Consider the following 22,107-nt stretch of genomic DNA (forward strand, 5'->3'; position numbering starts at 1 on the left):
ACTCTAGTTTTGACTCACAACACCACTACAAACCTCTCTATCGCTCTCTGTAACATTTGGATTAGTGGTCAGAAAGCTGTAGATCCAATGGCAACCTCGCGTCATCAGTGTCTCAAAATTGAGGGTTTCGGCATTCCAGAGTTTGATGGTTTTGTCTTCGCTGGCAGAAGCAATGATTTTGCCATCCGGGCTAAAACTTACACTCTGTACCGATCCCTGATGCCCTAACAATGTTTTAAGTTCTTGCCCATTCGCTGACCAAATTTTAATCGTGTTATCGGCACTGGCGGTGGCAACCAATTTGCTATCTGGGCTAAACCCAACTCCATTAACGTAGCTATTATGCGCTTTTAGCACAGCGAGTTCCTCCCCCTCGTCCGACCATACTCTAGCGGTTCCGTCGGCACTGCCTGAGGCAATCAATCTGCCATCGGGGCTAAACCTGATACTGTTGATTGCCCCAGTATGCCCGGCGAGGGTTTTTAATTCTTGCCCATCTACCGACCAGAGTTTAACAGTATTGTCGGCGCTGCCTGAAACGATTCGTATACCATCTGGGCTGAAACTAACACTATTGACATAGCTGGTGTGCCCGGTGAGGGTTTTTAATTCTTGCCCGTCTACCGACCAGAGTTTAACGGTATTGTCGGCGCTGCCTGAAACAATTCGTGTACCATCTGGGCTGAAACTAACACCATTGACGTAATTGGTATGACCAGTGAGTGTTCTTATCGCTTGCCCATCTATTGACCATAGCTTAATTGTTTTGTCGGCACTGGCAGAAGCAATCAATTTGCTGTCGGGGCTAAAGCTGACACTATTGACCAAATTCGTGTGTCCCTTAAGGGCTTTGAGTTGCTGCCCGTCTATTGACCAAATTCGTATGGTGTTGTCAGCACTGGCAGAGGCGATCAGTTTGCCGTTGGGGCTAAAGCTAACTCGACTAATATCATCGCTATGGCCTTCGAGAGTAGCCACTTGCTGGTCATCATTGACTGACCAGAGCTTAATGGTGGTGTCACCACTGGCAGAAGCGAGGCGGTTTCCATCGGGACTAAAGCTCACACTCCAGACGTATCCCCGATGTCCCTTGAACGTAGTTAGTTCCTGTCCATCTAATGACCAGAGTTTGATGGTGGTGTCCCAACTGGCAGAAGCGAGGCGCTTTCCATCGGGGCTGAAGCGAACATCGTTGACGTAATCGCCGTGTCCTTTCAAATTTCTAACGGGATTCCCAGCGGTGGTCCATAGCCGAATCGTGCGATCGTTACTGGCAGAAGCGACGAACTTGCCATCGGGGCTAAAGCTGACGTTGTTGACATCGTCCGTGTGCCCCTTGAGAACTTTCAGGGGCTGACCATTGATTGCCCAAAGTCGCACGGTTGTGTCATCACTGGCGGAAGCCAGGGTCGTGCCATTCGGACTAAAGTTGACTCCCCAAATCGCATCGGTGTGTCCTGTGAGGGCTTTCATTTGTCGTCCATCGATCGCCCAAATTCTGACAGTTTTATCCCCGCTGGCGGAAGCCAGGAGTTGACCGTTGGGGCTAAAAGTAACCCGATAGATGGGGGCAGTGTGTCCCCTCATAACCCTGTAGGGCTGGAATTCTCCGTTGCTGTCCTGCTTCCACAGCCGAATGGTTTTGTCTTCGCTGGCAGAGGCAAGCAGGGTTCCATCGGGGCTGAAGGCAATGCTGTAAATCCGATTGCCATGCCCCTTTAAAGACTTCAGCGATCGCCCATCTGCCATCCACAGTCTGACGGTTCCATCATCACTGGCAGAGGCAAGCAATTTACCATCTGGACTAAAGCTGATGCTGTTGACGGGTTTGACATGCCCAATCAATTGATTCTGCTCCCGCACTCCGTAAACGGCTTGTTGTAGCGCCATTCTGACCTGATTCCGAGTGCTGTCCTCTGCCCAGGGGGCTGTTTTTAGCTGTTGTACAGCTCTGAGAGCTTCCAGCAGTGCGTTTAAGCTTTGATTAGAGGTCAGCAGAACAGAAGAGGAAAGGCTGAGGGTGTCAATTTGACCGAGGAGTGCTTGCCGTCGTTGGGTTTCTGCCCGGTTGGACTGCCATAATGCCAGGACTGCCAGCCCCAGGGCGATCGCACTAAAACTCACCAGCCCAGTAATGGTTCTGCGCCGCTGGCGATCGCGCCGCCGCATACTGGCATCAATAAAGCGGTTTTCATCCGGGTTCAAGCCCCCCAGCATCAAGTCAAATGCCCGTTCCCGCCTCAGCTCCAGTACGGTTTCCAGTTTAGAACCGCTCCAGAGTTCTTCGTCAGCCTTGGTGCCGTCATTTTTTTGTAAGCTCTGCCAATGGGCAACATCTTCTGCCAGCCGGTGCTTGATTACAATCACCTGATTCGCATCAGCCAGCCAGTCTTTAAGTGCCTGCCAGGAATCAAGCAGGGCTTCGTGGGCAATCTCCACCGTAGGCTGGAGGCGATCGCTATCGTTACTGACTAACAAGTTTTGATCAATCAACTCATCCAGGGTGCTATTGACCAGATCACCTGTAAACTCAGAGCGGTATGCCCGACGGCTAACCGCTCTTCCCCCCCCGGAGTCATCGGAACCACTGACTGTGACCAACCGCAGAAAGATCTGCTTAATCGCTGCCTGCTTTGCCTCTGGCATTTCTGCATATAGCTGATCGACCCGCTTTTGGAGGGCACCTCTGACACCACCCAACTCCCGGTAGGTTCTGGCGCGTAGTGTGTGGTCCTTCAAGTTTCCGTGCTGTCGTTCGCTCTCCCACAGCAGATCAAGCGTATATTGCAAGAGTGGCAAATACCCCGCCTGTCCCTGGACATCGCGTAGAATTTCTTCAATCAACCCACTTTCAAACATCACCCCTGAGCGCGCCGCAGGCTGCTTAATTGCCAGCCACAACTCATCCCGTTGCATGTCAGTCATGAGGCGGATCTGACGCTGGGTGAGTTTGCCCAGAGAGGGGTAGGCGCTGAATTTATCTAAAAAATCAGCCCGCATGGTCATCACTAGCCTGACGGTACTGTCATTGGCTTTAACCAGTTGGGTCAGGCTCTCAATGAAGCGGTTGCGCGTCTCAACTGGGGTGAGAGTGAACAGTTCCTCAAACTGATCAATAAAAATCAACCAGTGTTCGCCTGGTTGCTTCAACAGCTTCATGGCTTGGGTTAGGGCATCTGGCTTAGCCTGGCGTACCAGTTTGGCATCGGATTGTTTGTAGCGGCTGAGTAAACTGGCGTAAAGGGACTCAAACGGATTCTCATCCGGCGTAAATACCAGGTTGATCAGGCGACTGCCCCACTTTTCCAATAGGCGCGGGATCACGCCTGCCCGCACCACGGAGGACTTACCACTACCAGATGCTCCCAATAGCAAAATGAGAGGATTCTGCTCTAGCTCAGTCACCAGACTGGCAACAAACTGATCCCGCCCAAAGAAGCGATCTCTATCCTCAATTTCAAACTTCTTCAACCCCTTATAGGGCGATGCCAGTTCTGGGTCCACGGCTGCCCTGGCAGGCTTGGATGGAAATAACCCAGAGGCATAGATGGGGGAACCTTCCAGAATCTGATAGACCGGGATGGGATCGCTAATATTCTTGAGTTCCTGGGGACCCAGGTAGGTCGTTTTCAGGTCTAGCTGATTTTTGACCACATCGTAGACTGTCTGGGAAATGCAGATTCCACCAGGGTCAGCCTTGGTTTGCAACCGAGCCGCAATGTTGACTCCGCTGCCCATCACATCGGTTTCGCTGAAAAAGACATCCCCCAGGTGAATGCCAATTCGATGCGCCATCACATCCTGGGGCGAAAGGTCGGTAGCGGCTTGGGCGATCGCCCGCTGAATTCCTACCGCACACTCGACTGCCTTCACCGCGCTGGTGAAGTACATCATCAGCCCGTCCCCGGTCGTTTTTAGAACATGCCCTTCGGATTCCTCACAGAGCCGAAACATCAGCTCCAGGTCGCGTTGAAGAATTTGCAGGGTATTCTCCTCGTCCACTGCCATGCGGGCGCTAAAGCTAACTCCATCCGTGAACACGATCGCCGCTAGAACCCGCTGTCCTTTCAGAGTTTGAGGCAGGAGTTCAGCACTTTTCCATTGTGGGGTTGTCATACGGATGCACCAAGGCTGTGCTCAGTATATAGCGTTTCTCGATTAGAGGTCAGTCAGGGGTGAGGAGAGTTACTTGTTGTTCGTTGTTGAATGGTAGAGCCGTGATTGGTCATAGGTCAGCCAATAAAAGGTGGCAGGTCGTAGGTCGTAGTGGTTTGTTACCCATGTCCCATGCCCCATGACGCATGACCCATGATTATCCCTACCTCTCCACTTTCCCCTCTCAATTCCTAATCTTCCCTGACTCAACGGCTGCTAACAAAATGCGGTCAACGAACTTTTTAATTAATTGGTTAGCGATCGCGGTATCTTGCAAGTCTTGCAAAATTTCTGTCAACCTATCGGCACTGTCGAGGTAGCGAGCCTGATAGCGCGTGATTCGAGAAGTCAGGTCAGCGGGATCAACCTCAGGATGAAACTGAAATCCATAAAATGGCTTGTTGGCAATCTTAAACGCATGATAGGGGCACCGCTGTGAAGACGCTAGCAAGATTGCCTCCTGGGGGAGGGAAACTGCCCGTTCCTTGTGCCCCGATACTGCCCAGAACTCACGGGGAACATCATGGAATAGGCGATCGGTCGTTGCGGCTTCGGTCAGGGTCAGGCGATACGTCCCCATCTCCATTTTTTCCTGATCTAAAACAACTTGCCCACCTAACGCTTCAACCGCGACCTGAAATCCAAAGCAGGACGCAAAAACTGGAATATCTTCCTTCAAACAGTGCAGTACCAGACGTTTGCTATCCTCAACAAAGGGATACCGCTCTGGCTGCGTCACGGATGCATCGCTGGAACCGCCTACAAACAAAGCATCATACCCTTCCATACAGGTAGGGTCGAACTGAGGGGTTGCAAAGGTATTCAACGCCCTGAACTGATGGGTTTCCAACCCACTGAAACGGACAAATTCGTTTAACTCTTCCAGGCACGTAATCTCGTCATCCCGGATTTGCAGCAAAAGAACTTTAAGCTGACTACGCTGTTTTACCATTCACTATGAAACTGACTTCCTTATCCACTCTGCCCGAAGAAACCGTTTCCCACAATCCAGCCATCCAGAAAAAGGTGATGCTGCGTCTGGGTGACTTGCCCCACCTGACCAACTTTGCCCAGGCACGGTTCGCACCTGGGCAAATTGCCGCCACTCACGCCCACGCGGATATGTACGAAGTTTTTTTTGTCGAAGCTGGTGAGGGCACGATTCAGATTGATGGTCAGCCTTATACCCTTCAACCTGGCACCTGCATTACCGTCGAACCTGGCGAAGAACACGAAGTCAGCAACACGGGTCCTGGTGATCTGGTTTTGACCTATTTTGGCTTGAAAGTGATAGACAGAGATGTTCAGAGTTAAGAATTTAGAGTTAAAAGTCACCTCACCCCTCTCACACCCCCTCAAATCATCAACCGTTCCAGTGCGTGGGGATCCGGGATCGTCAAGGTGTCGCGATCGCGAGTAATCAGCCCTTTCTTTTCCAACTTGCTCAGGACTCGTGTGACCGTTTCCCGCGCCAGACCACTCAGGCTACTGAGTTCCCGATGGGGTAAATTGGGAATTTCAGTTCCATGCTGGCTCTTTTTACCCTGCCCATCTGCCAGAAATAGCAAAATGTCTGCCACCCGCGAGGTGCTGTCAGACTCGCGTAACCGCAGACGACGGTTTACCTGACGCAATCGACGCGCCATCAATTGAGCTAGGCGAATACCTGACTGGGGCTCTGTGTGGAGCAAATTTACAAAGTCCTGGGATGGCATGTTGCCAATTACCGTCGGAGCCAGGGTAATGACATCCGTTGAACGGGGTACCTCATCCAGGGGAGCCATTTCTCCAAATAGTTCTCCTTTACCCAGAATATTCAGGGTCACTTCCTTCCCATCGAGGTTGTAGGTACGAATTTTTACCCAGCCGTTCAAAATAAAGTACACCGAGCTTCCCCAATCATTTTCCAGTAAGATCACCTGATTTGCTGGATGGCTCCGCATGACCACATGGGCAGTTGCTTTTTCGACAGCCGCTTCAGGCAACCCCTCAAAAAAAGGGGCTGAACGAATCGATATATTGGCACTACCATCGCGAGGGCTAAACCGATCTTCCATGAGGTTACGGCTGGGTATGTTCTCTAATCAGGGTAATCATAATTCACTCACTCAAAATTGGCTGACTAAAAAACGAGTGTCATTAAATACCTTTATCATTAATGGCATCGACTGGTCCGTAAGCGAGTGAAAGAAGCGTGGTTGGCACAACGATACCAGTAAGCAGCAAGCAATCTCCTGGCAAACAACTATGCTCAGGTTAGAGATTTGCTGCAATACACGCAGAATGCGCCAGAATGCATCATTAACGGTTAACCTTCTCTGAAGGTCTGTCACCGTAATCATAAATCATAACCGGAGGTATTTTGGGCTTCCGACAGAGGATTAGCTTGTGAGGACATAGCCCACCTGAAACGCTGGCAGACTTTCTCAAGATATCTAACGGATTCATGGTTCCGATGGCAACACCAAAGCCGATCTATGCGGAGTAGCATTGCCCTTAGGCAAGGGCACGTAAACGTGTTTATTGAGGATAGCGGAAATCGAAATTTATTTTTCTCAGTCGATCGCCTGAGGGCATGGGTTTCCAAGCCCGATTTTGGGCAAGTCCAGCTTGAACCGCTGAAGCTGCTTATTATTAATACATTCTTCGCGTAAAATTCGCTTGAGATTATCAATTTGAATCGGTATAAAACTGTAGGGATGGGTTTGACGGTATAATCATCAACCAATTCATACAGTTGGCAACCCATCCCTACATAATCTTCAAATTTATTTAATTTTCGTTCTTTACCTCTTAATTCTAAGTCTACGCCTAACTTGCCTTTAAAGCTGATCGATAACCTTGTTCAGATGGGATAAGATTCCATCCCGCTTTCAAAAGCTTTTGATACGTTGCCCAACCCTTTGAGCCTCCAGGAACCCGGTAGTCAGGCACAGCCAGATGGGGAAAAGCGGTGTAAGGTTGCCAGGGTTGATGAACACCCAACCGCAAGTGCAAAATCTTTTCTCCATCGTTGCCAAATCTTGAAAGCCAACACATATATCCAGTCATTGGAAATTCCTCAAAATAGTTAACATGCACTCTTTAACTAATTGCTTTGATTGATGAGCTACTGTTGGAGCAACCCATATTTCCAATTTGGCTTACGAAGATAAAAGTCACTTCTATCTACAGAGTAAAATCTTGTAAAAGAAAGCTGTAAACTTCATTACCAGTAAATCTATCAAAGGACATAGATTGCAAGACTTGCAAGATACTGCGATCGCCAACCAATTAATTAACTAAGAAGTTCGTTAACCGCATTTTGTTAGCCACAGTTGAGTCAGGGAAGATTAAGAATTGAGAGTGGAAAGTGGAGAGGTAAGGACGGTCATTGGTTATTGGTCATTGGTAATAAACCCACTACGACCTACGACCTACGACCTGCCACCTGTTATTGAGTAGGCTACGGGTCTCAACCCAATCTCTTTTGGGGTGGTGGTGTTAGATGTGGTGACCACATTTGCCAGCGACAAGTACTTAGCAAAGAGCGTTGCCATAGACTTTACGTTTTAGGCTTGCAGCCTTGAAAAGGCTATCTTCTTCTGACCTTGCTGACCATCTTACGGGAAAGCCTGAGGTTCAAGTTTTCTTGCTCTGCCCAGTCCTGTAGCAGGCGATAAAACGTTTGGCGGTCTTCCGTTTTAAGAACTGCGGTCTGGTCGGCAGTTTCAATCGCATAGGGATAACCACCGCCCACGATGATTTCGCAGCGCACCCAGTCAATCACCTGTTCGTGCAGTCCGGCTTCGTAAATCCAGAGGGGCAATTCCAGACGAATGGGAAATCCATCATGCGCCTTCAAATAGGTAAAGGCAATCTGGCTGGCAAGGTTACCGGGGTACTTGAGCAAAATTCCCGGTCGGCGGCAACGAAAAAGGGGGGTGCGATCGCCCCACTGCATAAACCTGCCCAACAACGCGGCATCATGAAGAGAGGCAACCTCTGGCAATTCAAACGCCCGTTGCAGCATCAGGGTTAGATCACTGGCATAGGAAGTATCAATGTAGCCGATTAACGGCACACGGTAATCCTGGCTTGCCTGAAGCAGATGGGTAACACAATCGATGTAGTGCTGGCGAGTGGTTTCATCAAAGGCATCGGCAAAGGTCACAATCAGCGATCCATCTAAAAAAGCAAGGCAGTTCTGACAGTCTTCCCGCTCTTGCATATACCGAATTAGACGCTGGGTTTCCATTTCAAACCGACGCATGTTCACCTTGCGATCGACAGGTTCCCCCCCGCTGCTGACCTTTAAATCCGTGGGGGTCATCACATCTAAGTCCACATCTTTTTCATACCTACCATCACTGGTATGGAAGTTTTCGTACCAGCCAATTTGCACCAGCGCAATGGGGATTGATAGATCCTTGCCGGGATAAATCTGGGAACCATCGACCGCAAAGGTAGATACGCCCTTAAGGCGATCGCGCACCCAGTTCAGACTTTGCTCCCGGCTTTGCCAGGTCAGGTTAGCAGGAATAATCCAGTGCGGACAGTCATCAATTAGTTCTAACGGCTCTGCGCCGCGATCGCTCCTGGCAACCAGTTGCAACCGTTCCAGTAACTCCGCAGCAGTTTCCTGGGAAGCCTCCTTCAGAGCTTTCTGGTAAATTTCAAAGGCGGTCTGTGCCCGCTTATCAAAAGTCTCAAAGTCGGCTCGTTTTGCATTGAGGCGGGTCAGAATCTGGAAGGGCTTGAGGGGCATGGGGGTATTGAGAGGGGGGAGGGGGGAGGAGTTGTTAGTTGTTAGAAGGTGGTCAGTAGTCATTGGTCAGTAGTCATTGGTCATTGGTCAGTAGTCATTGGTATTTACAGACGACGAATGACAAAGGACGAATGACAAAGGACGATTAATTACCCATTGTCATTATCTATTAACTCTTAACTTCCCCTCCCCTCTGCCCCCTTGCCCCCTTGCTCCTCTGCCTCTCAAACTTTAACGGTTGAGCTGGGGCTGGGGGTATGGTATTCCCCATCGGCGGTTTGCTCAACCTGGATTAGGGAACCTTCGCCGGTAATCAGGCGGGCACCCCGGTTGCGGGTGAAGTAGTTCCAGCCCCACTGGAGCATAACGATCAGTTTGTTGTCGAACTCAATCAAGTAGTAGATGTGAACAAAGACCCAGGTAAGCCACGCGATCGCCCCCGTTAGCTGCACAAACCCCAGGTCAACCACGGCAGAATTCTGCCCAATCACTGCCAGACTACCCGCATCAACATAGGTAAACTGAGGCAACGTTTCCCCCTGAAGCTGCTTCTTAATCAATTTGGCAACGTATTCCCCTTGCTGGACTGCAACCGGAGCGACCCCCGGCAGTGGCTTGTCTCCCTGGTGGGCAAAGTGTGCCAGGTCGCCAATGACAAAAATGTTGGGATGACCGGCAATGCTCAAGTCTGGTTCAACGATCACCCGCCCGGATCGATCAAGGCTGGCATGGGTGCGGTCTGCCAGAATTTTCCCCATTGCCGATGCCTTGACACCGGCTGCCCACAAAATGGTTTTGGTCGCAATGGTTTCTACTTGCCCATCTCGCTTATACGTGACAACATGATCAGAAATATCAGTCACCATTGATTGGGTTTGGACAGTGACACCCAACCGATTGAGAGAGGCGATTGCTTTAGTGGACAGATCCGGTGGGTAGGGGGGCAGAATCCGATCCAAACCTTCCAGCAAAAGAATTTGGGTTTCAGTCGTATCAATGTTGCGGAAGTCCCGTTTGAGCGTGTTGAAGGCAAGTTCTGCGATCGCCCCTGCCAGTTCTACCCCGGTTGGACCACCTCCCACAATCACAAACGTCTGCCATGCCCGCCGCTTTTCAGGGTCGAGTTCTTTTTCGGCTGCCTCAAATGCCATAAAGATCCGGCGGCGCATTTCCAGAGCATCTTCCACCGTCTTTAACCCTGGTGCCGTCGTTTTCCACTGGTCGTTACCAAAGTAGTGATGGCTAACTCCCGTAGCAACCACCAGCGAATCGTAGGGAATTTCCTTACCACGCAAAATCACTTTCTGTGCTTGAGGATCCAGGTCAACCACCTCGTCCATTAAGACTTTAATGTTTCTAAACCGGCTGAGAATACCACGCAGAGGAGAAGAAATATCTGCCGGAGATAGGGTTCCCGTGGCGACCTGGTAAAGCAGCGGTTGAAACAGATGAAAGTTACGTTTATCGATCAGCGTGACTTCCGTGGGAGTGTTGCCCAGCGATTTAGCCGCATACAACCCACCAAAGCCCCCACCGACCACTACCACCCGGTGGGGCGATCGTGTCTTGCCATTTACCATGTCTAAATTCCCTCACTATGGAAGCAGTGATTGGTCTTGGTTATGGGTTTAAATCAATTCTCGTATTTTGGACTCTTTCAAACGGGTGACCTTTTGAATTGAATTAAGCCTAATCGGTGACTACTGATCCCCCCGTAGCAACCGTTACGAAGGTGCGAACTGATGACGGTTTTTGCCTAATTCTTTGGCTTGATACATGGCGTTATCGGCTTCTTTCACTAAAGTTTCCGCATCTTCACCGTTTTGAGGGAAGAGGCTGATGCCAATACTGATCGTAACAAAGATGGTATGCCCCTCAATTTCAAAGGGTTTGGAAAGGGTTGTGAGAATCTTTTCAGCGACGCGACTGGCATCCTGGGCACCAGGAATTGCTGGCAGGATCACCGTAAACTCGTCTCCCCCCAGCCGAGAAACCGTGTCACTACTGCGCAGGCATCCAGTCAAACGACGGGCAACTGCCTTTAGCAACAGATCGCCAATGTCGTGCCCTTGAGTATCGTTGATTAGTTTAAAGCCATCCAAATCCAGGAACAGGAGTGCCACCAACTGGGTGTTTTCCTGTGCCCACTCCAAAGCCTGTCCGAGGCGTTCTTCAAACAGTTTGCGGTTGGGTAAGCCAGTTAAGGTATCGTGGTTTGCCAGGTGACGAAGCTGACTGGCAGATTGGGCAAGTTCGGCATTGGAGCGTACCAGTTCAGCCGCCGTGCGCTTCAGTTCGTCTTCCATCTGTTTGCGCTCGGTAATGTCGCGAATCACGCCAACCAGAAACAGATTACCTGCTGCATCTTTATGTAGCGATCGCTTGGTGGCAATGTGGTAGGTTGTCCCATTCTTATCAGTAAACTCTTCCTCATGTTCGTGTTCCTGAGCGCTATCAAAAACCTGTTGATCTTGCTGGCGAAAGACTTCCGCTTCATGGAGTGGAAATACGTCGTAGTCAGACCGATTTAGCACATCCTCTAGAGGACGACCCAAAAACCTACAATAGGCTTGATTGAGTACAATCCAACGATGCTGCCTATCTTTGACAAAGATGGGGTCAGGTATGGTGTTGATAATGCTGTTGAGGAATTCTTTGGAGCGCTTCAGTTCTTCTTCTAAATGGGCAAGAATGGCAAGAATCACCACCGCCGATCCCGTCAATCCTAAAAGGGGAGGCACGAGCGGTATCCACCAGCCTGCCAGAAATGCGGTATGGGCAATCCCAATCAGCCCCGTTCCTGCCATAAAAATCATTGGAACGACTTTATAGGGCGATCGCAACTTCCACACAATCTTTGCCCCTAACCAGGACCATGCCAGAATCCACACCCACTCCAGGGGATCGCCCCAGGTGTTGACCAACCCGCGCCCATCCAAAACCGCACTCAGCACCTGGCTAACAAATTGTGCCTGGAGTTCAACTCCAGAGACGGGTTGGGGAGACTGCCCCAAGTTGTGGCTGTAGGAGGTATAGAAGAAATCTTTGAGGCTGATGGCAGTGGACCCAATTAGCACGACGCGATCGCGCAACACCTCCGGTGGAACACGCCCTTCCATCACATCTGACATCGATACTGTAGGAATGGCATTAGCAGCCCCCCTCAAATTGCCCAGAATTTGATACCCTCCATCATCTGCCCGAACGTAAGCTCCGTCGTTTGCTTCAAAGCGGCGAAACACTACATTTCCAAGCTGTAAATAATCAGGGTTACTGATCGCTGGTTGGGGAGTGATTCCTTCTGCCTTGAGATAGAGTAGCGACAGTTTCAGAATTAAGCTTTCGTGGGTTTTACCGTCCTCTACTGTCCAATACAGTAGCCCTCTCCGAACTTTGCCATCCGCATCAAAAATCAAGTTATTAAACCCAACCTGACCGCGATCGCCCAGGATCGGGGGGGGCGGTATCCCCGCACTGTCCCGATCCTTAATTTGCTCAATCCCAATTAAATCAGGTAACTCCTTGTATACCTTGAGTAACTCCCCATGACCAGGTTCAACCGGCAAGTCCCGGTAAATATCTAAGCCAATGGCGCGGGGCTGGTAAGTTTGAATCTTTTGTAGCAGTTGAGCCATCACCCGATCGGGCAGGGGCCACTGCTTTGCTTTCTGCAAATCGGTTTCGTCAATGCCTACCACCACCACCCGTTTTTCAACAGGCTCCATCAAACGGAGGCAAAAGAACTGATCTAAGGCTGTCCACTCCCACGCCTGTAAGACTCCCGCCAGACGCAGAAAAATCACAAAGCCAGCTACCCCCGCAGAGGTTAACCAAACCTTGTTTCCTGCGACCATCCTTTGCTTGAAGCTTGTCCAGAACTTCTGATCTTTCCCTAAAGGCATTGTGACGATCACTCAAAAACTCTGCTGCATACAAAGATGTACCAGCACCCTTAGGCTTCCCAAAAAATATAGCAAGAGAAACCCATTGCTTTGTCGATATTAATCTGTAAAAGCTGAAAATAGGCTGGGAAGTTTTGAAAGGAAGACAGATAAAAGAAAAGGGACTTTAATTTACATTCTCGCGGGGTCGTTTATGAAGGGCAGCAGGTTTCCTGGTCTGGTAATTCGCCTGCTTGAATAAAGTCCAGTAGATGGTGTGCCATGTCGAGCTTACTGCATGGCTCGATCGCTGATTGTCTTCCCCGGCTATCCAGGAAAACTGCCTGATTGGAATCACTGCCAAAGCCACTGTCGGGCTGGTCAATGGGGTTGGCAGCGATCGCATCCAGTTTTTTTCGCTTCAGTTTCTCTAGTGCAGGTGTAACAATGTCTCCTGTCTGCGCAGCAAACCCAATTAACTTCTGATGAGGACGTTTGAGTCTGCCCAGTTCAGCAACAATATCTGGCACAGGTTCCAGATCCAGTCTGGTGGGCAGATCTGCTTTAGGCATTTTTTCTGAACTGTAGTAGGCAGGTCGGACATCCGCAACGGCGGCTGCCATGATTGTCCAATCGGCGTTAGGGAACCATTCCAGTAATGCTTGCCGCATTTCCGCCGCACTGCTTGTTGGAATGAATCGAACTTGCTGGAGCGATGCGAGGAGTCCCGCCTCTACCGGACCATGAACCAGCGTGACCGTTGCGCCGCGATGGCTGGCTGCCTGCGCCAGGGCAATGCCCATTCTTCCGGTCGAAGGATTACCAATAAAGCGTACTGGGTCAAGGTGTTCCCTTGTTCCGCCAGTGCTGATGAGGAGGTGTTTACCTGCCAAATCGCGCTGCCCCTTCGTGTGAAGCAGAGAAACAAGGTGACAGAGGATTTCAGCCGGTTCTGCCATGCGTCCGGTACCGATGCGATCGCACGCCAGAATGCCTGCCCCCGGACCGACTGTATGATAGCGAGGGTCAGCCTGAATCTGCCTCCAGTTGCGCTGAACAGCCTGCTGCTCCCACATATCGGTATTCATGGCTGGAGCCAGCAAAACTGGACAGGTGGATGCCAGGACGGTATTGGTCAACAAGTTATCCGCCATGCCATACACTAGCTTTGCCAGGGTATTTGCCGTCAAAGGGGCAATCACCAGCAGTTCTGCCCACTCACCCAATTCAATATGCAGCGGTCGAGGCTGGTTCGGTTGCCAAAAATCCTGATCCGTATAAGCGGGGTGACGACAGAGGGTAGAGACGGTGAGTGGGGTAATGAATTGTTGCGCCGAGTGGGTTAGGATTGCCCTCACCTCTGCACCTGACTTTGCCAGAGATGAAATGGCTTCGCACACTTTATAGGCTGCAATGCCGCCACCAAATCCAACCAGAACCCGTCTACCCTGCATCTGGTAAAATTTCAAGCTTTACACAAAGAGTCTTCTGAAAACCGACCTCCGATTTTTTCAAAAAAACCGGAGGTCGGCATTGCCACTCACTATTTACGCTTCGTCGTAGGCTTCCATATCCAGCAAGTAGAAGTAGGGATCCGCCAACTCTGGACGCTGGAAGGCGATCGCTCTTAGCAGGTGCCAGTCGTGCAGTTCGTCTGAAGTGCTGATGTATTCGTCTGCCTCCAGCCTGGCGGCGATCGCAGACACGTCTGCCTCCGTTAAAGCCGAAACATTAAGCTGTTCTAAGCTGAGTTGTTCTAAACTAACTGTTGCCATCATGTTCGCCTCCCCCTTGTCGCCGGAAAATGACCGAGACCAGAAGCCCCGTGGATTCCCCTATATTGTATCCCGTGTCGTTTAACTGAGACCCAATCCCCACAATTCATTAATCGTCTGAAAACATATCTTCAACAAACTTTTGCATTTGCACCAGCACAAGGGGCTGAATCTCATGGCCCATTTCAAATTCATGGTACTGAAGATTCACGTTCAGCGCTTGCAAACTGTCCCGTGCTTGGTGAGCGGCACTCAAGGGAACCACTGCATCCTGCCTGCCATGCACCATTAAGACGGGCGGAAACTGTGTGGTCTGGGACTGAAGCGGTGCATGGAGGTAGCCACTTAACACCATCAAACCCGCCAGGGGAAAGTTCAAACCCACATCGAGAGTCATCGCTCCCCCCTGCGAAAACCCACCCAGAATAGTGCGTGAGAGAGGTACGCCTGTCTTTTCTTCCAGGGAGGTGAGAAAGTCTCTGAGCAGTTGACGACTGGTGGAAATATCGGGACGAGACTGAAAACCGGGGGTACTTTGAAAGTTAAACTCCGCTGTAAAGTCATACCACATCTTTCCTCCCGGCACATGGGGATGGTTGAAGGGGGCATCCGGGAAAATCATTTGGAAATTGGGCAAATTGATAAAATTTGCCAGTCCTAAAACATCCTGGGCATTCGCCCCCCAACCATGCAGGATAACTACGGTACCCTCAGCGGGCAGACCAGACTTAGGCGGCACCGCGATCGCTTGTAACTGCAACAACCTTTCTCCCTAAATACACTGATAACGCTTATCAGAAACCTTTCTACCCCTTTATCAGTCTGAATACAATGCTGTTATGCAAAATGCAGCGATCCTTCACCACTGATTCCCCCGGTTCGCTCACCCATCCATTACTAACTAGCCAGATTATGAACCTGAAACCTGTTTTGCTGATGAGTATTGTCACGCTGGGGCTTTCCTCCCTTGGGGTTTCTGCCACTAAAGCACAGACTCTCCCCGATCTTCCCCCTGGGGAACCTGCCAATCCAGAAATTAATCTGAGATTGAATGAAAGACAACGAGAAGCGTTTCACAAAACGAGTGAATTTGCCTTTGACCAGTTTGATGCTCTCCTCTCCAGTGGATTCGACCCAGAGAAGCTAAAACGCCCAGAACTGAATCAAGAAGCCGAGCAAATGGTTCGTCAACTGCCAGAATTAGTTCGCCCGGACGACCAACAACTCTCTGTACTCCGCACCATCCTCCGCAATGCCCGTCAGCAGATGGAAAAAGGGTTAGGTGGTCGGTGATAGCGCTGTAATTCTTAACATTTCCGTCCTTTTCACTCCGCTCTTATTAAGCTCTGTCACCTTCAATTGTTAAGCTCTATTTCAAGTTCCAGGATCTAGGCGGGTCAGGCATGGGTATGCAAAACGTCCATGATAGGATGCTTTCTCGTAGCGTCTGAAAGATCAGGAGAAAACCTTTGGCACTACGGGTTGCTGTTGTGGGTGGAGGTCCAGCCGGATCCTCTACGGCTGAAGTTCTGGCAAAAGCTGGGATCGAAACCTTTTTATTTGAGCGCAAGTTGGACAACGTGAAGCCCTGCGGTGGTGCCATTCCGCTTTGCATGGTGAGTGAATTTGACTTGCCCCCCGAAATCATCGATCGCCGTGTTCGTAAGATGAAAATGATCTCGCCATCGAATGTCGAGGTCTCGATTGGCAGTACGCTGAAGGATGACGAATATATTGGCATGTGCCGTCGGGAAGTCCTGGATGGCTTTTTGCGCGATCGCGCTGCTGCCTTTGGGACAAAGGTAATCAATGGCACCATGCACAAGCTTGAGATTCCGGGTAACGATAAAGATCCCTATACCCTCCACTATGCCGATCACTCTAACGGCTCCCTGGAAGGAGAAAATAAAACTCTGCAAGTGGATGTCGTCATTGGGGCAGATGGGGCAAACTCACGGGTTGCGAAAGCCATTGATGCTGGGGATTACAATTACGCGATCGCCTTCCAGGAGCGGATACGCCTTCCTGAAGACAAGATGGCGTATTACGAAGATCTGGCTGAGATGTACGTGGGCGATGATGTGTCTCCCGACTTCTATGCTTGGGTTTTCCCCAAGTATGACCACGTAGCCGTAGGCACGGGCACGATGAAGCCAAACCAGGCTCGAATTAAAGAACTGCAAGCGGGGATTCGGGCGCGTGCGGCTGCCAAGCTAAGAGGTGGCAAGATTATCCGTGTAGAAGCTCATCCAATTCCCGAACATCCCAGACCCCGACGGGTTGTAGGGCGGGTAGCGCTGGTGGGTGATGCCGCCGGAACGGTGACCAAGTCTTCGGGCGAAGGCATCTACTTTGCCGCTAAGTCTGGTCGGATGTGTGCTGAAACCATTGTGGAACTGACCAACAGTGGAGAGCGGATTCCAACTGAGCAAGACCTCAAGAGCTATATCAAGCAGTGGGATAGGAAGTACGGTACAACCTATCTGGTGCTTGATCTGTTGCAGCGGGTCTTTTACCGCTCAGATGCCACCCGTGAGGCATTTGTCGAAATGTGTGCGGATATGGATGTCCAGAAGCTCACCTTTGACAGCTACCTTTACAAGACGGTGGTTCCTGCCAATCCCCTGACTCAGCTCAAAATTACTGCCAAGACCATTGGTAGCCTTTTGCGGGGTAATGCTTTGGCTCCTTAGTCCATAGGTTTGAAGCCGCACTAGCCGAACTTAGAATCTCTGCCAGGATCCCCGGAATCTTAAAGATTCCAGGGATCTTCGCTCTTATAGGGGGATTCCGACAGTAAAGCAGGTCGTTGTGGAATCGCTCCTTAGCTGAATTGAGCCGTTTAGATGATTGACTAGCTTTTTCACCAGTGCCAATCCCAGTCCTGTCCCTTTCTGCTTCCAGGGATCCTGGCTGGGCACTCGGTAGAACCGATCAAATACATAGGGAATTTCCGCCGCCGGGATTTCAACCCCCGAGTTGGAAACCCTCAGGTAAAGGGTCTCTGCCTGAGTCCATACATTGAGCCGAATGGTGGCTTCTGAAGGACTATACTTACAGGCATTATCTAAAAGTTCGGTCAGAATCCGCTCCAGGGAGGACAAATCGCAACGTAACAACGGTAGATTGGGCGCTAAGTTGACCTGGAGCTTCTGCTGCTGAGTTTTGCTCCGTTCTTGAAAGGGTTGCAGATTTTGATTCAACCAGTCGTGTAGCTGAATTTGCGTGGGTTTGAGCGATCGAGTACCCGCTTCTAATCGCTGTAAATCCAGCAGGTCATTGATCAGTCCAATTTCCTGTTCACACTGGGCATTGAGAATATTTAAATAGTGGACTGTTTTCTCAGATGGGGTTGAGCCGCCCTGGTTAAGAGACAGATTCAGCATTTGAATTGCCATTTTCATACTGGCTACTGGCGTTCGCAGTTCGTGGGAAATCGTACTGAGAAAATCATCCTTAAGCCGATTGAGCTTTTCCAGGGCTTCGACCTGTGCCTGGGAAGCCTGGTAAAGCCTTGCCTGACGAATGGCGATCGCACACTGATTTGCCACCTGCTTCACTAGCTTGATCTCGGTGTCGGTAAAGACGTGATAGGTCTGGTCAATCACTGCCAGGTAACCAATTGCACCGGGATCAATCCCACAGGCACCCGGTGTGCCTGGGTCTGGGCTGGACTCACAGGAAGCAGGATCTAGAAAGATGGGGCAGAGTAGTTTGGCTGCAAACCGCTCAAACAGGGGCGGACAGGCCAGATCGCCAGTCTCTGATGCTTGCAGATAACCAACCCGCCCGTTGTCGTAAGACTCAAAATACTTGCCTGATAATAATTGTTGGTGAACTTTTGGGGTGTCTGCAACCTCCAATACCTGCCCAATCGCAGATTCCAGTTCGACATGGGTGAATTCATATTGGATGATTGCGGTTGTCCGGTTGGGGGTGTAAAGTGCGGCACAGCAATAGTCCACCTTAAGGGCGCTGACCAGTTCCCGGACTGCAGTTTGTAAAATCTGCCGTTCATCCAGGGAGTCACGGATGCGATCGCTAATTCGCTTCAATACAGCGGCAAAGTCAAGCGACTGTTCGAGCTGCTGTGTTCGCTCCTTCACCTGCTGTTCCAGGTTAGCATTGAGTATCTGAACCTGATGATATAACTCGGACTGCTGAATTGCGATCGCAGCCTGAGTTGCCAGTTCCTTCAACAGGTCTACTTCCAAAGGTTGCCATTTCCGGGGACTGCGACAGTGATGGGCAATCAACAAACCCCAGAGTTTATCGCCTTGAATAATCGGCAGCACCAAATTTGCTTTGACCTGAAACTGGCTGAGCAAGTCCGCGTAACACTGCGTCAAATCTCCTGTGTTAGTATCTTCGATTGCCCAACTCAGCTTCCATTGGGAGCTATCTTCATACACTGCTTGAAAGCAGGGGTCTTTAATCGTGAGTCCCAGAATCGATGACCAGCCTTCATCAACAGACTCAACCTCAACCACCCCACTCCAATTAGCCTCAAACCGAAAGATAATGACCCGATCTGTCTGGAGCAAGTGCCGAACATCTGCCACCGTCGTGTTTAAGATTTCCTGCAAGTCCAGCGACTGGTGAATTCTCCCCATAATCTTGCTAACCAGGCGCTCCCGCTCGGTCTGTTGTTGAAGCTCTAAGACTTGAACTTCAGCAACGGAGGGAAAACTTTCACCCGGCAACGTCTCAGCCGGTATCAAATTTGACTTCATCAGAGGGCTGGCAGGTTGGGAAACTTGCATCGTAACCACATTCCAGATCTAGGCTTGTTCTAGTATCAGGATTCCCCAATCTACTGGCTCTTAACTCGTAGTTCTACGGATTGCAATCCAATTTAGAGATTAGAAAAAGTCATGGATTTTGGACCCTGCCTGGGAGCATCCGAGGGCCATGGAATACCAGCAAGGCGCTCACCATAATCAGTATTCCCAGTAGTAAGTTTTCCCAGCTTATATTTCGGTGCGTCGTGCTAATTAGAAGTCCTTCCAAAAGCATTGGTGGCAATACAGCTCCACCGAAAATCAAGCCTGTCTGGAGAATCAGTCCTCCCTGTATCTTCCTGGCAATCAACGATAAGAGAAACCCTAACGGCGCAAACAGAAGCCCCAGGGAAATGACTCTGGCACCAGGTGACATCAAAGAAAAGGTGTATTGATCGGTTGAGCGATCGCTATAAATCCGTAGGACTGAGCCGGAGTAAGAAATCAACAGCCGTTGAGGATTGGTATGGGTGATCAGTCCGCCTGCAAATCCATCGGCTAGGTAGAAATTATGGCTGGTTTCGCTTAATGCCGTTCGTATCCAAAAAACCAGCAGTTGTCCTCTTTGTCCCAGGATGAAGTTATAGTCACCTGATTGATTGGCGATCGCCAGAATCGGTGCGCCGCCCCGAATCGCATATTCAATATTGGCGGGGGCAATCGTGAGTAGTATGGTGAACTGCGACGTATTCCGTAATCGCTGGATCAGGGGAGTGACGGGATCCGTTGTTTCCAACCAGCGATCTCGATCCAGCACTGCTCCGATTTGATTCAGAGGCTGGGTGGTTGGCTTGCCGTGCCAACTCAGATCGGGGGATTGCCCGGTGCGATCGCGATAGGCATCGTTTCCTTGCAAAGGATAATCAGCCACCAGTGCCCCTTTTAGATGAGGAGAAATCTCACCCGCCAGAATTTGGCGTGCCTCTTTCTGATACACTGCCCTGTCCGCAATTTGAATCTGGGAGACGGTACCCTTCCAGGGATAGTTGCCGACCAGATTATGGCTGAGGAGAAGCGGGAAGGAGGGATCCCAGGGAGAAAGAGTCGTGGCTTGGAGGATGCCCATGGCTCCAAATGCCAGCACCATATAGCCCAGAAAAGCTGCCATCAGTGCCTTCGCTGATAGCTTTGCAAATACTCTCCTGGACTTGATTTTCAACTTCAGCAGGTAGGAAAAAATTGCTTCTCCCCATTGCCGAAAGGCGATTGCTCCCAGCACTCCCCCTAAGCCATTGGTGACAATATCGGCGATGGTAGCCGCCCTTGAGGGCAAGAATAATTGGAGAAACTCCACTGTGAAGGATAGTCCCACACTGATTCCCAAAATCATTAGCAGTTGGGTGCCGACTCCGATTCGGCTCTTGCGTAAGAGTCCTGCTAACCCAAAGCCTAATGGCAAAAATAAGGGCACATTCACCACAACGTCGAGGGGAGTGGTCTGGTGCCAAAATTCTGCGGCGATCGTCGCCATCAGATTTCCTTCAAACGCGAACCGGAATGGATAGAGGGTGCATAGCAATACTACCAGCACCCCAAAGATGACAATCTTTACACTGCACCGGGTAATGAATCCACTCAGGTCCGCCCCCCATGCCGGAGTCACGGACTTTTTTGAATTTGGCATCCGCTATCCTTAACCCATGCCAGGAATAAAACTGCCGCTGAGTTTTTTAATCGCAGCATTTGCGACATCGGCATAGCGCAATTCTCCACACAGGATTTGCCCAATCCGCTCAGTGGCTGCCGGTCGTTTGACTCCCATTTTGTAGCCAATTCCAGGCACCCGGTAGAATAAACCAGCCAAGCGCTGTGCCCAGAGCATATCGGTGCCCCACTCATCATTAATGACTTGAGTGTAGGCTTCCAGGGCACTAGAATTTCCTGCAAGCGCCTGATTAATCGCATCGGCTGCCTTTACACCCGTGAAAATTGAGGGACGAATCCCTTCCGCTGTAAAGGGATCCGCCACACAAGCCGCTTCCCCAGCGAGGGCTGCATTCTGGGTATGCAGCTTCTGGTTGCCATCCCAAAGGCAGATGGGATGGAGTGTCGGCTGACTCGCTTTCACATCCAATCCAAATTTCTGGGCGTATTCAGAGAGTAATTTTTGCAGGTCAGATGGCTCACCACCCCGGAAGGTGGCAACACCGAGAGAATATCCGGTGGATTTTGGGAAATTCCAGATGTAGCCATTCTTGACCATGCCAAATTCAAAGTGGACATTGTCCGGATCCACATTGGGCAGGGTTGTTTCCAGGGATGCCCCCAGCCGAGGTTTTGCCTCTTTGAAACCAAGCCATTTGCGGGTTGGTCCCTTAGCTCCATCTGCCGCAATCAGGTAACGACCAGTAACCGGACCGTTGACGGTATTGATTTGCCAGTGGTCACTCTTAAACTCGATCCCCGTTGCCTCTGTGTGATCGCGAAGTTCAGCCCCCTGGTTCTGAGCCTGCTGGACTAAAAAGTGGTCAAAAACATCCCGTCGTACCATCCACATGGGTTCTGAGGTTTGCAACCGTGCACTGACGGGATCTTCCAGCTTCCAGGTGTAGCGAACATTCTCAACTTTAAGATCAATGGCGGGAGAAAAATCAAAGTCAAACCACTGGGCGATCGCCGGAGAAACCCCACCACTGCAAGGCTTATATCGCGGGAGAGACTGCTTCTCTAAAATCAGCACTGAGCGTCCCTGCTTTGCCAGATGATAGGCAGCACTTGCCCCCGCAGGACCGGCTCCTACAACAACACAATCAAACATCATGTCAAAT

16 protein-coding genes are annotated in these 22,107 nt (G+C 50.5%); 3 read left to right on the top strand and 13 right to left on the bottom strand.

Translation table 11 applies throughout. From position 1 onward, the window contains the following. Positions 1–3: 3 nt before the first annotated feature. Positions 4–4,116 (bottom strand): nSTAND1 domain-containing NTPase, encoded by a 4,113-nt coding sequence (locus AC1S52_RS20150; RefSeq protein ID WP_482030838.1) that lies wholly within the window; start codon positions 4,114–4,116, stop codon positions 4–6. Between the two features lie 223 nt (positions 4,117–4,339). Beyond that, complete coding sequence (locus AC1S52_RS20155; RefSeq protein ID WP_482030839.1) at positions 4,340–5,107, bottom strand: type 1 glutamine amidotransferase; 768 nt, start codon at positions 5,105–5,107, stop codon at positions 4,340–4,342. Positions 5,108–5,112: 5 nt separating this feature from the next. Between AC1S52_RS20155 and AC1S52_RS20160 the strand changes: the two genes are divergently transcribed. After that, positions 5,113–5,469: a cupin domain-containing protein gene (locus AC1S52_RS20160; protein ID WP_482030840.1), complete on the top strand. Its 357-nt coding sequence runs from the start codon at positions 5,113–5,115 to the stop codon at positions 5,467–5,469. 41 nt (positions 5,470–5,510) lie between these two features. Here AC1S52_RS20160 and AC1S52_RS20165 read toward each other — a convergent pair whose 3' ends face one another. From AC1S52_RS20165 to AC1S52_RS20200, 8 genes are all read right to left on the bottom strand, one after another. Further along, the gene (locus AC1S52_RS20165; protein ID WP_482030841.1) at positions 5,511–6,212 is read right to left on the bottom strand and encodes a Crp/Fnr family transcriptional regulator; all 702 of its coding nucleotides are present in this window, start codon (positions 6,210–6,212) and stop codon (positions 5,511–5,513) included. A gap of 754 nt (positions 6,213–6,966) precedes the next feature. Then, positions 6,967–7,206: a hypothetical protein gene (locus AC1S52_RS20170; RefSeq protein ID WP_482030842.1), complete on the bottom strand. Its 240-nt coding sequence runs from the start codon at positions 7,204–7,206 to the stop codon at positions 6,967–6,969. 523 nt (positions 7,207–7,729) lie between these two features. Next, on the bottom strand, positions 7,730–8,965 hold the full coding sequence (locus tag AC1S52_RS20175; RefSeq protein WP_482030843.1) for a DNA double-strand break repair nuclease NurA: 1,236 nt from the start codon (positions 8,963–8,965) through the stop codon (positions 7,730–7,732). A 161-nt stretch (positions 8,966–9,126) separates the two neighbouring features. After that, the gene (locus tag AC1S52_RS20180) at positions 9,127–10,482 is read right to left on the bottom strand and encodes an NAD(P)/FAD-dependent oxidoreductase (RefSeq protein ID WP_482030844.1); all 1,356 of its coding nucleotides are present in this window, start codon (positions 10,480–10,482) and stop codon (positions 9,127–9,129) included. Between the two features lie 144 nt (positions 10,483–10,626). Further along, positions 10,627–12,804: a CHASE2 domain-containing protein gene (locus AC1S52_RS20185; protein WP_482030845.1), complete on the bottom strand. Its 2,178-nt coding sequence runs from the start codon at positions 12,802–12,804 to the stop codon at positions 10,627–10,629. A gap of 191 nt (positions 12,805–12,995) precedes the next feature. Next, a complete protein-coding gene (coaBC, locus tag AC1S52_RS20190; RefSeq protein WP_482030846.1) occupies positions 12,996–14,237 on the bottom strand; it encodes a bifunctional phosphopantothenoylcysteine decarboxylase/phosphopantothenate--cysteine ligase CoaBC in 1,242 nt (413 codons plus the stop codon). Positions 14,238–14,330: 93 nt separating this feature from the next. Further along, the gene (gene isiD, locus AC1S52_RS20195) at positions 14,331–14,561 is read right to left on the bottom strand and encodes a protein IsiD (protein WP_482030847.1); all 231 of its coding nucleotides are present in this window, start codon (positions 14,559–14,561) and stop codon (positions 14,331–14,333) included. 106 nt (positions 14,562–14,667) lie between these two features. After that, positions 14,668–15,321, bottom strand: coding sequence for an alpha/beta hydrolase (locus AC1S52_RS20200; RefSeq protein WP_482030848.1), 654 nt, complete (start codon positions 15,319–15,321; stop codon positions 14,668–14,670). Positions 15,322–15,389: 68 nt separating this feature from the next. Here AC1S52_RS20200 and AC1S52_RS20205 point away from each other — a divergent pair, with 68 nt between their 5' ends. Beyond that, on the top strand, positions 15,390–15,851 hold the full coding sequence (locus tag AC1S52_RS20205; RefSeq protein WP_482030849.1) for a hypothetical protein: 462 nt from the start codon (positions 15,390–15,392) through the stop codon (positions 15,849–15,851). A gap of 176 nt (positions 15,852–16,027) precedes the next feature. Further along, entirely contained in the window at positions 16,028–17,251 is a 1,224-nt protein-coding gene (gene chlP / locus AC1S52_RS20210; RefSeq protein ID WP_482030850.1) for a geranylgeranyl reductase, read from the top strand. 84 nt (positions 17,252–17,335) lie between these two features. Here chlP and AC1S52_RS20215 read toward each other — a convergent pair whose 3' ends face one another. From AC1S52_RS20215 to AC1S52_RS20225, 3 genes are all read right to left on the bottom strand, one after another. Further along, positions 17,336–19,321, bottom strand: a complete 1,986-nt coding sequence (locus AC1S52_RS20215) for a sensor histidine kinase (RefSeq protein ID WP_482030851.1) — start codon at positions 19,319–19,321, stop codon at positions 17,336–17,338. A gap of 109 nt (positions 19,322–19,430) precedes the next feature. Continuing rightward, on the bottom strand, positions 19,431–20,963 hold the full coding sequence (locus AC1S52_RS20220) for a VanZ family protein (protein ID WP_482030852.1): 1,533 nt from the start codon (positions 20,961–20,963) through the stop codon (positions 19,431–19,433). A gap of 9 nt (positions 20,964–20,972) precedes the next feature. Continuing rightward, positions 20,973–22,100 carry a geranylgeranyl reductase family protein gene (locus AC1S52_RS20225; RefSeq protein ID WP_482030853.1) on the bottom strand — a complete coding sequence of 376 codons (1,128 nt, stop codon included), beginning with the start codon at positions 22,098–22,100 and terminating at the stop codon, positions 20,973–20,975. Positions 22,101–22,107 lie beyond the last annotated feature (7 nt).

The organism is Kovacikia sp. CALU 1929, from assembly GCF_056784235.1.